At 71.1% G+C, this 13,641-nt stretch carries 12 protein-coding genes; 5 read left to right on the top strand and 7 right to left on the bottom strand.

Annotated elements, in window-relative coordinates; translation table 11 throughout:
• Nucleotides 1-40 precede the first annotated feature (40 nt).
• The 5 genes from LDL48_RS26990 to LDL48_RS26970 all read right to left on the bottom strand — a co-directional run bounded on the left by LDL48_RS26990 (nucleotide 41) and on the right by LDL48_RS26970 (nucleotide 5,772).
• The gene (locus LDL48_RS26990) at nucleotides 41-958 is read right to left on the bottom strand and encodes a carbohydrate ABC transporter permease (RefSeq protein ID WP_225258030.1); all 918 of its coding nucleotides are present in this window, start codon (nucleotides 956-958) and stop codon (nucleotides 41-43) included.
• Nucleotides 955-1,896: a carbohydrate ABC transporter permease gene (locus LDL48_RS26985; RefSeq protein ID WP_225258119.1), complete on the bottom strand. Its 942-nt coding sequence runs from the start codon at nucleotides 1,894-1,896 to the stop codon at nucleotides 955-957. The genes LDL48_RS26990 and LDL48_RS26985 overlap by 4 nt, the downstream gene beginning before the upstream one ends.
• 150 nt (nucleotides 1,897-2,046) lie before the next feature.
• Nucleotides 2,047-3,414 (bottom strand): ABC transporter substrate-binding protein, encoded by a 1,368-nt coding sequence (locus LDL48_RS26980; RefSeq protein ID WP_225258029.1) that lies wholly within the window; start codon nucleotides 3,412-3,414, stop codon nucleotides 2,047-2,049.
• 186 nt (nucleotides 3,415-3,600) lie between these two features.
• The gene (locus tag LDL48_RS26975; RefSeq protein ID WP_225258118.1) at nucleotides 3,601-4,653 is read right to left on the bottom strand and encodes a LacI family DNA-binding transcriptional regulator; all 1,053 of its coding nucleotides are present in this window, start codon (nucleotides 4,651-4,653) and stop codon (nucleotides 3,601-3,603) included.
• Nucleotides 4,654-4,743: 90 nt separating this feature from the next.
• The gene (locus LDL48_RS26970) at nucleotides 4,744-5,772 is read right to left on the bottom strand and encodes a LacI family DNA-binding transcriptional regulator (RefSeq protein ID WP_225258028.1); all 1,029 of its coding nucleotides are present in this window, start codon (nucleotides 5,770-5,772) and stop codon (nucleotides 4,744-4,746) included.
• Between the two features lie 174 nt (nucleotides 5,773-5,946).
• Between LDL48_RS26970 and LDL48_RS26965 the strand changes: the two genes are divergently transcribed.
• On the top strand, nucleotides 5,947-6,939 hold the full coding sequence (locus tag LDL48_RS26965; protein ID WP_225258027.1) for a hypothetical protein: 993 nt from the start codon (nucleotides 5,947-5,949) through the stop codon (nucleotides 6,937-6,939).
• Nucleotides 6,940-7,158: 219 nt separating this feature from the next.
• The gene (locus LDL48_RS26960; RefSeq protein ID WP_225258026.1) at nucleotides 7,159-7,512 is read left to right on the top strand and encodes an MmcQ/YjbR family DNA-binding protein; all 354 of its coding nucleotides are present in this window, start codon (nucleotides 7,159-7,161) and stop codon (nucleotides 7,510-7,512) included.
• A gap of 13 nt (nucleotides 7,513-7,525) precedes the next feature.
• Here the strand turns inward: LDL48_RS26960 and LDL48_RS26955 are convergent, their stop codons facing one another.
• Together LDL48_RS26955 and rnhA are read right to left on the bottom strand one after the other, a co-directional pair.
• On the bottom strand, nucleotides 7,526-8,839 hold the full coding sequence (locus tag LDL48_RS26955) for an epoxide hydrolase family protein (protein ID WP_225258025.1): 1,314 nt from the start codon (nucleotides 8,837-8,839) through the stop codon (nucleotides 7,526-7,528).
• 26 nt (nucleotides 8,840-8,865) lie between these two features.
• Nucleotides 8,866-9,375 (bottom strand): ribonuclease HI, encoded by a 510-nt coding sequence (rnhA, locus tag LDL48_RS26950; protein WP_225258024.1) that lies wholly within the window; start codon nucleotides 9,373-9,375, stop codon nucleotides 8,866-8,868.
• A gap of 109 nt (nucleotides 9,376-9,484) precedes the next feature.
• Between rnhA and LDL48_RS26945 the strand changes: the two genes are divergently transcribed.
• The 3 genes from LDL48_RS26945 (at nucleotide 9,485) to LDL48_RS26935 (ending at nucleotide 13,607) form a co-directional block, all read left to right on the top strand.
• The gene (locus tag LDL48_RS26945; protein ID WP_225258023.1) at nucleotides 9,485-10,405 is read left to right on the top strand and encodes an ABC transporter ATP-binding protein; all 921 of its coding nucleotides are present in this window, start codon (nucleotides 9,485-9,487) and stop codon (nucleotides 10,403-10,405) included.
• The gene (locus LDL48_RS26940) at nucleotides 10,402-11,160 is read left to right on the top strand and encodes an ABC transporter permease (RefSeq protein WP_225258022.1); all 759 of its coding nucleotides are present in this window, start codon (nucleotides 10,402-10,404) and stop codon (nucleotides 11,158-11,160) included. Before LDL48_RS26945 ends, LDL48_RS26940 begins: the two co-directional genes overlap by 4 nt.
• 929 nt (nucleotides 11,161-12,089) lie before the next feature.
• Nucleotides 12,090-13,607 carry a sugar transferase gene (locus tag LDL48_RS26935; RefSeq protein WP_225258021.1) on the top strand — a complete coding sequence of 506 codons (1,518 nt, stop codon included), beginning with the start codon at nucleotides 12,090-12,092 and terminating at the stop codon, nucleotides 13,605-13,607.
• Nucleotides 13,608-13,641 lie beyond the last annotated feature (34 nt).

The raw sequence follows: 13,641 nt of genomic DNA, 5'->3' as shown, positions 1-13,641 counted from the left end.
ATCTTGCGAAAGGGGTGGGTGCCCGCGGGCACCCACCCCGTCAGCCCTTGACGCTGCCCGCGAGCAGACCGCGCACGAAGTAGCGCTGCAACAGCAGGAAGATGGTCACCGGCACCACGATCGACACGAACGCGCCCGCCGAGAGCAGGTGCCAGGCCGTACCCCGGGTACCGCTCAGGTTGGCCAGCGCCACCGTGATCGGGGCGACCGTGCCGCCACCGCCGGCGAACGTCAACGCCACCAGCAGGTCGTTCCACACCCAGAGGAACTGGAAGATGCCGAACGCCGCCAGGGCCGGGCGGAGCAACGGCAGCAGCACCTTGAAGAAGATCGAGATGTGCCCCGCGCCGTCCACCCGGGCCGCCTCCAGCAGCGTGGACGGAATCTCCTTCATGAAGTTGTGCAGCAGGAAGACCGCCAGGGGCAGCGCGAAGATCGAGTGCGACAGCCAGATCGGCCAGAACGTGCCGGCGATGCCCGCGTCCACGTAGAGCGTGAGCAGCGGGATCAGGGTCACCTGGATGGGCACGATCTGGAGCGCGAAGACCGCCACGAACAGCAGGTCCCGGCCCGGGAACTTGATCCAGGCGAAGGCGTACGCGGCCAGCGACGCCAGGGTCAGCGGGATGATCACCGACGGGATGGTGATGATGAACGAGTTGACGAAGAAGTCACCCAGACCGCCGGAGCTGTCGCTGCCCAGCACCTCCCGGTAGTTGTCCATGGTGAACTCGGGATCGCTGAAGAACGTCCACCATCCGCTGGTCCGGATGTCGCGCTGCGGCCGGAACGACGAGATCAGCAGGCCGAACGTCGGCAGCGTCCAGAGCACGGCGAGGACCAGGGCGGCCAGCGACGCCCAGGGCGAGGTCAGCCGCTTCTTGGCCTTGGCCGATGCCGACACCGGGGGCGGAGTGACCGGCGGGGTCGTGGTGATCGGAGCACTCGTCGCGCTCATCGTGCCTCCGAGGCTCGCAGTTGCCGGATGTTGTAGACGACGATCGGGACGACCATGAGGAACAGGACGACCGCCAGCGCGGCGCCGAGTCCCTGGTTGTCGCTGCGGAAGCTCTGGCTGTAGAACTCGTTCGCGACCACGCTGGTGTTGAACCGGCCGCCGGTCATCGTCTGCACGATGTCGAAGACCTTGAGCGTCGCGATGCTGATCGTGGTGAGGACGACCACCACGGCCGGCCGGATGCTCGGCAGCGTGACGAAGCGGAACATGCCGAACGCGGTGACGCCGTCCAGCCGGGCGGCCTCGATGATGTCGTCCGGGATGGCCTTGATGGCCGCCGACAGCACGGTCATCGCGAACCCGGCCTGGATCCAGATCATGACCACGATCAGCAGGAACGTGTTGAGCGGCGACTCGATCAGCCACTGCTGCGGCTCGCCGCCGAGCCACACCAGAACCTGGTTGAGCAGGCCGATCTGCTTCACGTTGCCCTGGTTGGGGCGGAACTCGTAGACGAACCGCCAGATGATCGACGCACCCACGAACGAGATCGCCATGGGCAGGAAGATCAGGGCCTTGGCGACCGACTCGAGGCGGGCCTTGTCCACCAGGACCGCGTAGAGCAGGCCCACGCCGGTCGCCACGAACGGCGTCACGATCACCCAGAACACCGTGTTGCGCAGCACGGTCAGCTGGTCGGCGTCGGAGAAGATCGTGGTGTAGTTGTCCAGGCCGATGAACGCGTTGCCGGCCGCGTTGAAGAACGACTGATAGATGGTGCGTACGCCGGGATAGATCAGGCCGACGGCCAGCATGATCACCGTGGGCGCCAGATAGGCGAACGCGACGGCCCGGTCGGAGCGACGGCCCGAGACCCGTCCGGCCAGAAAAAGGATCACGCCCATGATCGCGACGAACAGCAGGATCGCCGAGAGCATCTGGGTGATCTTCGCGCCCGTGGTGTCCGCGACGGAGAACACGAGCCCTCACCTCCTTGTGCAGAGAAGACGGCGGGACCGGCCGGGGGCGGGCGTCGCCCGCCACCTCGGCCGGTCCGGCCGTTCGATCACGTCAGCTTCTCGGACCGGCTACTTGGGCCAGGCCTTCTCGATGTTGTCCACCGTCGTCTTGGTGTCCTGACCGGTGATCCAGCTCGTGGTCTGCTTCCAGAACGCGTTCGAGCCCACCGCGGCCGGCATCTGGTCGGAGCCGTCGAAGCGGAACACCGCGTTCTTGTCCTGCAGGATGGTCACCGACAGCTTGTCGATCGGGTTGGTCAGCTTGTTCGGGTCCAGCCCCGAGTTGGCGCTCACCCAGCCGGACGAGATGGCCGCCTTGGCGTTGGCCCAGGTGTCCGTCGACAGGTAGGTCTGGAACGCCTGCACCTCGGGCCGGTTCGCGAAGGACAGCACGAACTCGCCGCCGCCCAGGACCGGCTTGGTCTGCGCGTCCTTGCCCGGCAGGTAGAACGCGAAGACGTCGCCGTCCTCGGCCACCTTGGTGTCCTTGTCGAAGTTCGCGGCGTAGAAGTTCGCCTGGCGGTGCAGCGAGCAGGTGCCCTCGGTGATCGGCAGGCCGGCGTCCTGGAACGTGGTGGTGGCGATGCTCTTCATGTCGCCCAGGCCACCGTTGACGTACTTGTCGTTCTTCAGGTACGTGCCGACCGCGTCCAGCGCCGCCGTCGACTCGGGGCCGTTGAACGGGATCTGGTGGTTGACCCACTTGTCGTACGTCTCCGGCCCGGAGAGCCGCAGCATCATGTCTTCCATCCAGTCGGTGAGCGGCCAGCCGGTGGCCTCACCACTGGCGATGCCGGCGCACCACGGCTTCTTACCGTCCGTGACCATCTTGTCGGTCAGCGCCTTGAGCTCGTCCAGCGTGGTCGGCACCGTGTAGCTGGAGTCGGTGAACTCCTTGGGCGAGTACCACACCAGCGACTTCACGTTCGCGCCGAGCGGGGCGGCGTAGAACTTGCCGTTGACCGTGCCGTACGCCTTCCAGTCCTCGCCGAAGAACTTGTCGACGTTGGCCGCGGTCTGTGCGGGAGCCTCGACCGCCTTGCCGGTCGCGACGAGCTGCTTGAGCAGGCCCGGCTGCGGCACGTAGGCGAGGTCCGGCGGGTTGCCGGCCTTCGCCCGCACCAGCACCTGGGTCTCGAACGCCTTGTCGCCCTCGTACTTGACGGTGACGCCGGTGCACTGTTCGAACGGCTTGTACGAGTCGATCTGCGGCTTGTCCTCCGGCGTCACGATGCCGGTGTAGACAGTCACGGTCTTGCCCTTGAGGTCGCCGTAGCTGCTGAACTGCGCGCAGTCGATGGCCGCGGCGGACGCCGTGGTGCCGCCGCCGGAGTCGCCGTCGCCGTCGCCGCACGCGGTCACGCCGAGCACCAGCCCGACGCTGACCGTCCCGGCGAGCGCGATGCGGAATCGCGTGCCCTTGCGGTGGATTGACATACCTCTCCCTGTTCCCGTGGTTGCGTCGGCTACGGAAACGAACCATGGCCGAGCGGAGTGTTACCCGCGAAACAGTCAAGGCTGAACTTGCATGTTACGCAACGGTTTCCAGAGATCGTGACCGTAACGATTGCGTGGCAGAACTTCAGTCAGGAAACCTAAGAGATCCGCCGGCGGCGTTCCTGATCAAGCTGCAGGCGAGGTGGCCGGTGCTCCGGCCCGCTGTCCCGCGGTGATCGCGGTCGAACCGCGCACCACCAGCTCCGGCGAAAACAGATATTCGGAGCGGGGCGCGCCGAACCCGTTGATCTCGTCCAACAAGGAACGCACCGCGGCCACCCCCATCGCGGCGACCGGCTGACGCAGCGTAGTCAGCGGCGGATTGGTGAACGCGATCAGCGGAGAGTCGTCGAAGCCCACCACGGAGACGTCCCGCGGCACGTCCAGCCCCCGCCGGCGGGCCGCCCGGATCGCACCCAGCGCCATCAGGTCCGATCCGCACACCACGCCGGTGACGCCGCGGTCGAGCAGTCGGCCGGCCGCCACCTCGCCGCCCTCCACACCGAACAGGGTCAGCGCCACCAGCTCGTCCAGCTCCGGCCCGGACGCACCGAGTTCGCGGCGCAGAGCCGTGCGGTAACCGTCCAGCTTGCGCTGCACCGCCATGAACCGGTCCGGGCCGGAGATGAACCCGATCCGCCGGTGCCCGAGCGCGACCAGGTGGGACACCGCCATCTCGCCGGCCAGCCGGTCGTCGCAGGACACGAACGGCGCGTCGATGCCGTCGGTGTACCCGTTGATCAGCACGATCGGCAGCGGCCGCTGCACCAGGCGGTCGTACCGGTCCCGGCTGGCGGTGGTGTCCGCGTGCAGCCCGGCCACGAACACGATGCCGGACACCTGCCGGTCCAGCAGCATGTCCACGTACTCGTCCTCGGTCACGCCGCCCGGGGTCTGGGTGCACAGCACCGGGGTGTAGCCGGACTGCGCCAGCGCCGACTCGATCACCTGGGCGAAGGCCGGGAAGATCGGATTCTCCAGCTCCGGCACGATCAGGCCGACCAGCCCGGCGCTGCGCTTACGCAGGCGTTCCGGGCGCTCGTAGCCCAGGACGTCGAGCGCCGTCAGCACCGCCTGGCGGGTGTCGGTGGAGACGCCCGGGCGGTCGTTGAGCACCCGGGACACCGTGGCCTCGCTGACGCCGGCCTGGCGGGCGATATCGGATAGCCGGGCGCGCACCGACACATAGTACGGCTCCAGCAAACTCTTGCGGTACTTCACCCGTTCTTTCGTACGCTGAGATCGCTCTCCCGGCCCGGATACCACCCGTTACCGGACGGGCCGCTCCCCGGAACCACGGGCGATGACGGACGTCGAGATGACGACGGTCCGGGCCGGCCCGGTGTGCCCGCTGATCCGCTCGTACGCCAGCCGCGCCGCCTCCCGGCCCATCGCCGTGGCGTCGTGCGCCACCACCGAGGTGCCCAGCACGTCGGCCAGGTCGAAGTCGTCGAAGCCGACCAGGGCGGGCGGCTCCGGCCGGTCCCGCAACGCGCGCAGCGCCCCGGTGGTCAGGCGGTTGTTGGCGGTGAAGATCGCGGTCGGCGGGTCCGGAAGGGCGAGCAGATCCCGTACGGTCGCCTCCGCCCGGCGGGCGTCGTGCACGTCGGTCCGCAGGTACGGCTCCCACTCGGTGTTGCCGGCCGCCCGCATCGACGCCATGAACCCGTCGATCCGCTCCCGCTGCGGCGCCTTCCGGGCCAGGTCCGCGACCAGCGCGATGCGACGGTGCCCGCCGCCGAGCAGATGGTCCGCCGCGGACCGGGCGCCGCCCGAGTTGTCGATCAGCACCGCGTCGGCCGCCACCCCGTTCGGCGGCCGGTCCACGAACACGAACGGCACCCCCCGGTTGCCCTCCACCGCCAGATAGTCATGCCGGTCCGCACTGGGCACCACCAGCAGCGCCCGCACCCGGCGTTCCAGGAACGCCTCCACCAGGTGACGTTCCAGCCCGCTGTCCTCGTCGTTGTTCGCGGTGACGAGTTGCAGGCCGTGCTGGCGCAGCTCCCGCTCGATGCCGCTGGCCACCGCCGAGTAGAACGGGTTCGCCAGGTCCCCGCTGATCAGCCCGACCAGGGTCGACGTGGCGCCGCGGCGCAACTCCCGGGCGATCCCGTTCAGGCGGTATCCGAGCAGGTCGGCGGCGTCCCGGACCCGGCGGCCGGTGTCCGGCGCGACGTTCGGCTCGCGGTTCAGCGCCCGCGACGCCGTCTTGAGACTGACGCCGGCGAGCGCCGCCACCTGCGTCAACGTCGGCCGGCGGACGGCCGCCCCGTGGGTGGACCCGGGTGCGGACATGGTGCTCCGAACTGTGCTGGGGAGGAAGCGCAAGTATGGCATCGATGGCCCCCGCGGCACCCCTTCGGGACCACGAAGAGTTAACGGTCAGCCGGTGAGCCTTCGAGTTAATTCGATCGGGGTACGTCGAACGGGCCATAGCTCTCCGTCTATTCACGCCGCGAGAATCACAGCATGACCGCCCCCTCACTTGTCTATGCGCTCCTGGCCCTGCTCGCCGTGTGCACCGGCTACGCCGTCGGACGCCTGCACCAGTGGTACCGCATGGACGCCGACCGGGAGGAGGCGTACCGGGAGGGCTACGACGACGCGGCCCGCAGCACGTTCACCATGGCGGCGCGGATGGTCGGGCCGCGCGGGGACAAGGCCGGGGCGCCGGGAAGCGTTCCGCCGGGCGCCGTTCCGCCGGGCGCCGTTCCGCCGGGGTTTCCGGCGGCGGCCGACGTGCCCCCGATGTTGCCGCCGCCGTCCCCGGCGGGTGCCGGTCGGTCGGGGTCTGCCGGCAGTCGGTCGGGGTCCTCCGGTGGTCCGTCGGGGTCCGGCAGTTCGTCGGCCCGGGCCGCGGCCGCGTTCGCTGCGACGCCGTTCCCGGCGCCGAGGCCGGCCGCCTTCCCGCCGGTCAGCGGGCCACCCGGAGGCGGCCCGGGGCCGGCCGGAGGGTCGGTCAACGGCTCCGGGCCGGCCGGTGGGCCGGGGAGCGGTTCGGTGTCGGCCGGTCGGCCGGGGAGCGGTTCGGTGTCGGCCGGTCGGCCGGGGAGCGGTTCGGTGCCGGCCGGTGGGCCGGCGAACGGCCAGGTGTCGGGCGCGCCGGGTGGGTCGGTTCACGGGTCTGCGCTGCCGGGCGGGCACGCGGGTGCTTCCGGAGCCGCGGACGGCGGTCAGCCCGCCGGGGGTGCCGGGTCGTCCGGAGATCCGGCACCCCCCGGTACGCGGTCGAAGTCCGGCCGGTCCACGGGCCGGCTCCCGCGCCGCGGCCGGCACCTGGTGCCGCAGGAACTCGTGCGGGCGGTCACCTACCGGCTCAACCCGGACCGGGTGGCCCGCGCGAAGGTCCCGGGCGCGCTGCCGCCGCCCGGCACCGAGGAGGCGCCGGGCGACCCGGCCGACGACTCCGGCACCGCCGAACCGACCGCACGGCCGGCCGTCCCCAAGCCCCGATCGTCCTGATCCGGCAGCATCCTGACCCGGCGGCGCGCGGACCCGGCGGGACCCGGCGGGACCCGGCGGCACTTGGCGTGGATTCGGCGGCACCGACGGGGACCCCGCGCCGCCCGGCGCGGGCCGGCGCGACCCGGTGCGGGCCCGGGTGACCCGGCGGGCGTCCGGGTGCCGCGCCGGGTGTGGAACGACGCCGGTCTTGTCGTACGCCGGCGGTAGCGTCCCACCATGGTTACCGTCGACGACGTGCGGCGCATCGCGGGGCCGCTTCCACGCAGCACCGAGCACGTGATCCACGACCGGGTGAAGTTCCGCGTCGGCCAGATCGTCTACCTGGCGTTCTCGCGTGACGAGACCGTGCTGGGTTTCGCCTTCCCCAAGGAGGAACGGGCCGCGCTCGTGGCCTCCGACCCGGCCACCTTCCACCTGCCGGGCGCGTCCGACCTGCGGTTCCACTGGGTGCAGGCGTGGATGTCCGAGCTGGACGAGCGGCAGGCGGCCGAACTGGTGCTCGACGCCTGGCGCATGGTGGTGCCGAAGAAGGTCGCGGCGGCGTATGCGGCCGGTCTGCCCGACGCCTGACCCAGCGGCGCCCTCACCGCGGCGGCGGCCCCGAGCCGGCATCCGATCCCGAGCCCGCGTTCGGCCGCGAGCCGGCATCCGATCCCGAGCCCGCGTTCGGCCGCGAGTCGGCGTCCGGCCCCGAGTCGGCGTTCGGCCGCGAGCCGGCGTCCGGCGCACCGGGCCCGCGGAAGGCGCGGAAGCAGGCACGTACCTCGTCGGCGAACAGGCCGGGCTGCTCGAACGCGGCGAAATGGCCGCCCCGGGGTGGCTCGTTCCAGTACCGGATGTCGGTGAAGCGTTTCGCCGCCCAGCGCCGCGACGGTCGCGGGTTCTCCTTCGGAAAGATGGAGCAGCCGGTCGGCACGTCGACCGTGTCGGTGCCGCCGGTCCGGAACAGCGCCCGCACCTCGGCGAAGCTCTCCTGGTAGAGCCGGGCGGACGAGGCGCCGGTGCCGGGCAGCCAGTAGAGCATCAGGTTGTCCAGCAGCTCGTCGCGGGTGAGGACGGTGGACAGGTCGCCGTCGCAGTCCGTCCAGGCGTGGAACTTCTCGACGATCCAGGCGCACAGGGCGGCGGGGGAGTCGAGCAGGGCGTACCCGATGGTCTGGGGCCGGGTCGCCTGCAGCAGCGAGTAGCCGTCGCCGGCGTCGGCGGCCCGCTCGAGATCGTCGATGGCCGCCCGTTCCGCGTCGGTGAGGTCGTCGAACGTCGCCGGGTCGGGAGCGGCCAGCGGCGGCACCAGGTGCAGGCCGATCACCCGGTCCGGATGCCGCTTGCCGATCTCGGTGCTGACGCTGGTGCCCCAGTCGTGTCCCTGGGCGCCGAACCGCGGGTAGCCCAGCCGGCCCATCAGCTCCGACCAGGCGTCGGCGATCCGCTGGACGGTCCAGCCGGCGGCGGCCGGCCGGTCGCTGAACGCGTACCCGGGCAGGGACGGGCAGACGACGTGGAACGCGTCGGCCGCCGTGCCGCCGTGCGCGGTGGGGTCGGTCAGCGGGGCCAGCACCTTCTCGAACTCGGCGAACGAGCCCGGCCAGCCGTGCGTCAGCACCAGCGGCGTGGCCTCCGGGTGCGGCGAGCGCAGGTGCAGGAAGTGGATGCGCAGGCCGTCGATCCGGGTGCGGAACTGCGGGTGGCGGTTCAGCCGCTCCTCGGTGGCGCGCCAGTCGTAGTCGTCGGCCCAGTACCGGCACAGCGCGCGGATCTCGTCGACCGGCGGGCCCTGCGCCCAGCCCGGCGCGGTCGCCGGCTCCGGCCAGCGGGTGCGGTGCAGGCGGTCGCGCAGGTCGGCCAGGGCGTCGTCGCCGATCCGGATGCGGAACGGGTGGACCTCGGCGGCGGTCATGCCACGTCCTCGTCGTCCAGGTCCGGTCAGAACAGCGCGGTGTCCGGGGCCGGCGCGGTCCGCGGTGCGGGCGGCTCCGCCCCGGTCAGGGCCTCCTGGAGCCCGCGGGCGGCGAGCCGGTCGGCGCGTTCGTTCTCCGGGTGGCCGGCATGCCCCTTCACCCAGTGCCACTGCACGTCGTGGCGGCTCACCGCCGCGTCCAGCCGCTGCCACAGGTCGACGTTCTTGACCGGCTGCCGGGCCGAGGTCTGCCAGCCGTTCGCCTTCCACCGCGTCAGCCACTTCGTGATGCCGTCGCGGACGTAGATGCTGTCGGTGTAGACCCGCACCGTCAGCGGCGCCCGGGTGAGCGTCTCCAGCGCGCGGATCGGCGCCATCAGCTCCATCCGGTTGTTCGTGGTGGCGCCCGCCTCGCCGCCGCAGAGATCACGTTCCGACGCGCCGTAGCGGAGGACGGCGCCCCAGCCGCCGGGTCCGGGGTTGGGCACGCAGGCCCCGTCGGTGTAGATCTCCACTGCGGCGGTCCGGTCCGTCATGCCGGGCACCTTACCGACCGGGTCCCGGTCCGGCCCGAGCCACGCGGCAGGCGTCCGGTCGGGCCCACGTATCGTGGCCGGAGCGATGTCCGCTGACCGATGGGCTGGGATGGAACAGGCAGACGCCGTCGAGGCGCGAGAAGTGGTGGTGCGCTACGGCGGCACGACCGCCGTCTACGGGGTGTCGCTGACCGTGCCGCGCGGGCGGGTCCTCGCCCTGCTGGGCAACAACGGCGCCGGGAAGACCAGCCTGCTGCAGGTGTGCGAGGGCTTCCGCCGCCCGGACGGCGGCGCGGCCCGGGTGCTCGGCCTCGATCCGGTGGCCGACCACGACGCGCTGATGCCCCGGATCGGCATCATGCTGCAGTCCGGCGGCGTCTACCCGTGGGCCACGGTGGGCGAGATCCTGCGGCTGTTCGCGTCGTTCGCCGCCCACCCGCTGGACACCGGCATGCTGCTCGACCGGCTCGGCCTGCGTACCGTGGAGAAGACCCGCTGGCGCCGGCTGTCCGGCGGCGAACAACAGCGCCTCGCCCTCGCCGTCGCCCTGGTGGGCCGCCCCGAGTTGGTCTTCCTGGACGAACCGACCGCCGGCATGGACACCGAGGCCCGGCACACCACCTGGCAGCTCATCGAGGAACTCCGCGCCGACGGCGTGTCCGTCCTGCTCACCACGCACCTGCTCGACGAGGCCGAACGCCTCGCCGACCACGTCGTCATCATGCGCTCCGGGGTGGTCGCCGCGACCGGCACACCGGCCGAGCTGACCGCGGTCGCCGGAATCGACCTGCTGGAGGTGCACGCCGACGCCGGCCTCCCGATCGCCACGCTGGCGACCGGCCGCCCCGGCCTCACGGCGACCGAGGACGCCTCCGGCGAGTACACGATCTCCGGCACGCTGGACAGCGCCGGGATCGCCGCGGTGCTGACCTGGTTCGCCGACACGGGTGCGCAGGTCACCGCCGTGAACACCCGCAGGCGCACCCTCGAGGACGTCTACCTGGCACTGACCGCGAAGGTGCTGCGATGACCGGAACGTTCACCCCCGCACCCGGGCGGGCCGCCACGCGTACCGTCGTGGGCCGGCAGATCCGGATGGAACTGCTGCTCACCGCGCGCCGCGGCGAGGCGGTGGTGCTGGCGATGGGCGTACCCCTGCTGGTCCTGCTCGGCGCGGGCCTCACCCGCGCGACCAACCTGCCCACCGGGAACCGCCTGGGGTACGTGGTGCCCGGCGTGCTCGCCCTGACCGTGATGTCCACGGCGTTCACCGGACAGGCGATCACCACCGGGTACGAACGCAGCTACGGCGTCCTGAAACGACTCGGCGCCTCCCCGCTGACCCGCCCCGGGCTGCTGTTCGCCAAGACCGCCGCCATCCTGTGCCTGGTCGCGCTGCAGTTGCTGGTGCTCGCGGCGGTGGGCGTCGCGGTGGGCTGGCGGCCAGAGTTCGGCCAGGTGCTCCCGGCGCTGGGCGTGACCGTGCTGGCCACGGCGGCGTACTCCGGTCTGGCCCTGTGGATCGCCAGCCTGCTGCGCCCGGAGACGGTGACCGCGGCGGCGACCCTGATCTACGTCCTGATGCTGGCCGCCGGCGGGATCATGTTCGCGGCGCCGGACCTCGGCGCGGCGGGGCATTTCCTGCTGCCCCTGGCCGCGCACGCGGAGGCGCTGCGGAACACGTTGACGGCGGGGACGGCGGTGCCGGGCGGGGTCTGGGCCGGCCTGGGGCTGTGGGCGGCGGGATCGCTGACGGCGGCGGCGCGCGGATTCCGCTGGGAGTGAGGACGGCGCCCGTCGTCCGGCCCGGGTAGCCGCGGTCACGTCAGCTCCCGGAGCCGGGCACCCACTCCCCGGAGATCCGACCCGGCCGGAGCCCGCGGTGTGGGGTCTGCCGGAGCCGGCCGGCGGCGGAGGAATGAGATGGAGCGGGACGGGTATACCCCGCGAGGACGTGACGACCGTGCGGTCAGGACCCCCACCGGCCGGCCTGAGGGGAAGCGGGCGGGCGCGCCGCAGCGGGCGATCCGGCGGCGGGAGATCGGGTTCGGACCGTCGCCGGGGGCCGAATTGGACGATCCGGAGCGGCCCGTGGGATCGCTCCCACGGATTGGGCATGACTGATCTGAAACAGTCAGGGCGAAGCCTGCGCGGGATCGGGCCGGGGTCATTGACAAGGATCGCAGCGACGTAATCACCTCAATCGTAGTGATCCGTTTCGATCAGACTCGGCCACTTATCTATTGTCAAGTGGGCCGTTCGGGCCAGGGCCGTGAATGCCGCGACGCCGGCCGTGGCGCGGGTTCATCGACCTTGACGAGCACGACGGCGCCCTTCGGCGTCGGTTGTGTTACGGTTTGGCGCCCCCACTCGCCCGTAACGGACAAATCACGGCCGCCTATGTGACGAATCGGACATGGGAATTGTCGGCGATTGTGGGTTCCGTGGCCCTCGGTACGACTGCTATTTTGTCCGATGTAGACCTGAGTTCACCTGCAATGCACGAGGATGCCATCCGAACCGGCATCCGGAAATTGTTCGGAGCGTCAGTAAGGATTACGACCCACGGGTCGGTAATCTCCTGAACCTCGTCTAGCGTTCACCGCCTGGGCGTCCAAGCGCTTCTTATTGCGGGCCAAGGGTTTTGGGGGCGTGGCATTGCTTTGCGGGTTGGTGCCCGGTGGGCGTGGGGACTCACTGGAGGCAGGGGCGTCGTGACAACGACGGGAACGACGGCGGATGACGCCGACACAGGTTCGATACCGACAACGGCATCGTATTCCGGAGTCGCCGAAGGGGATCTCGGTGACCTTCCGGAGCACGGGCTCGCTGACCGCTGGGTGTGGGAGGCCGGCTACGTCAAACGGCTCTTGGTGGTCGACTTCGGCGCCACCTTGATCGCGACATTGGCAGCTTTCGTGCTGCGTTTCCAGGGTGCGCCCTACGCACGGTGGTATCTGCTGCTTTCCGCGCTGATTCCGGTGATCTGGCTCGGCGTGCTGGCCATGACGCACGCCTACGAGCGGCGGCTGCTGTTCGTCGGACCCGACGAGTACCAGCGGGTGGTGCGGGCCGGGGTGCGGCTCACCGTGGGCATGGCCCTGGCGTCGTACGTGTTCAACGCGGAGATCGCCCGCGGCTACCTGCTGATCGTGCTGGTGCTGACCACCGCGCTCTCCCTGCTCGGGCGGTTCCTGCTGCGCAAGCGGTTGCACAAGGTCCGCCGCCGGGGTCACTGCATGCACCGGGTGCTGGTGCTCGGGCACGCGCAGGCGGTTGCCCGGACCACCGAGCAGCTGCACCGCAAGTACCACCACGGTCTGCAGGTGATCGGCGCCTGCCTGCCCGCGGACCAGCTGGCCGACGCGGCCGGCGTGGTGGACGTGCCGGTCTTCGGCGCGCTGGGCGCCGCGGCCAACTCGGCCGCCGCGGCGGGCGCGGACACGGTGATGGTGCTCTCCTGCCCGGAGCTGGACGGCCCGATGCTGCGCCGGCTGGCCTGGGAGCTGGAGCGCGACGACATCGACCTGATCGTCTCGTCGGCCCTGGTCGACACGGCCGGGGACCGCATCACGGTGCGTCCGGTGGACGGCCTGCCGATGATGCACATCGAACACCCCCGGCTGGCCGGCGGACGCCGCCTGATCAAGGCGATGTTCGACGCGTCGCTGGCCGCGCTGCTGCTGGTCCTGCTGGCGCCGGTGTTCCTGGCCATCGCGCTGGTGATCCGGGCGGACACCGGCGGGCCGGTGTTCTTCCGGCAGGTCCGGGTCGGGCGCGGTGGCGAGATGTTCCGGATGTACAAGTTCCGCACCATGCACGTGGACGCCGAGCAGCGGCTGCAGAAGCTGGGCGAGCGGAACGAGTTCGGCGCGGTGCTCTTCAAGATGCGCCAGGACCCCCGGGTCACCCGGTGCGGGCGGATCCTGCGGCGGTACTCGCTGGACGAGCTGCCGCAACTGATCAATGTGTTGCTGGGCGAGATGTCGCTGGTCGGCCCGCGGCCGCCGCTGCCCAGCGAAGTGGAGCAGTACCCGCACGACATGCGGCGCCGGCTGGTGGTCAAGCCGGGGATGACCGGGCTGTGGCAGGTGAGCGGCCGGTCGGACCTGTCCTGGGAGGACTCGATCCGGCTGGACCTGCAGTACGTGGAGAACTGGTCGCTCACGGTCGACCTGGTGATCCTCATGCGCACCGCGCTGGTGGTCATGCGGGGTCGCGGGGCGTACTGACCGGCGCAGCGGGGCGCCCGTCGAGGCAGGGAAG

This window comes from Jidongwangia harbinensis (assembly GCF_020216025.1).
Classification (GTDB): Bacteria; Actinomycetota; Actinomycetes; order Mycobacteriales; family Micromonosporaceae; genus Actinoplanes; species Actinoplanes harbinensis.
The sequence above is the reverse complement of the archived record's forward strand: the minus strand, read 5'-3'. Positions and strand labels throughout refer to the sequence as shown.

Bases quoted from the DNA above. Each gene is read 5' to 3' on its own strand.
- LDL48_RS26990 (WP_225258030.1), bottom strand. From the start codon at position 958: ATGAGCGCGACGAGTGCTCCGATCACCACGACCCCGCCGGTCACTCCG.
- LDL48_RS26985 (WP_225258119.1), bottom strand. From the start codon at position 1,896: ATGCTCTCGGCGATCCTGCTGTTCGTCGCGATCATGGGCGTGATCCTT.
- LDL48_RS26980 (WP_225258029.1), bottom strand. From the start codon at position 3,414: ATGTCAATCCACCGCAAGGGCACGCGATTCCGCATCGCGCTCGCCGGG.
- LDL48_RS26970 (WP_225258028.1), bottom strand. From the start codon at position 5,772: ATGTCCGCACCCGGGTCCACCCACGGGGCGGCCGTCCGCCGGCCGACG.
- LDL48_RS26965 (WP_225258027.1), top strand. From the start codon at position 5,947: ATGACCGCCCCCTCACTTGTCTATGCGCTCCTGGCCCTGCTCGCCGTG.
- LDL48_RS26960 (WP_225258026.1), top strand. From the start codon at position 7,159: ATGGTTACCGTCGACGACGTGCGGCGCATCGCGGGGCCGCTTCCACGC.
- LDL48_RS26955 (WP_225258025.1), bottom strand. From the start codon at position 8,839: ATGACCGCCGCCGAGGTCCACCCGTTCCGCATCCGGATCGGCGACGAC.
- rnhA (WP_225258024.1), bottom strand. From the start codon at position 9,375: ATGACGGACCGGACCGCCGCAGTGGAGATCTACACCGACGGGGCCTGC.
- LDL48_RS26945 (WP_225258023.1), top strand. From the start codon at position 9,485: ATGGAACAGGCAGACGCCGTCGAGGCGCGAGAAGTGGTGGTGCGCTAC.
- LDL48_RS26940 (WP_225258022.1), top strand. From the start codon at position 10,402: ATGACCGGAACGTTCACCCCCGCACCCGGGCGGGCCGCCACGCGTACC.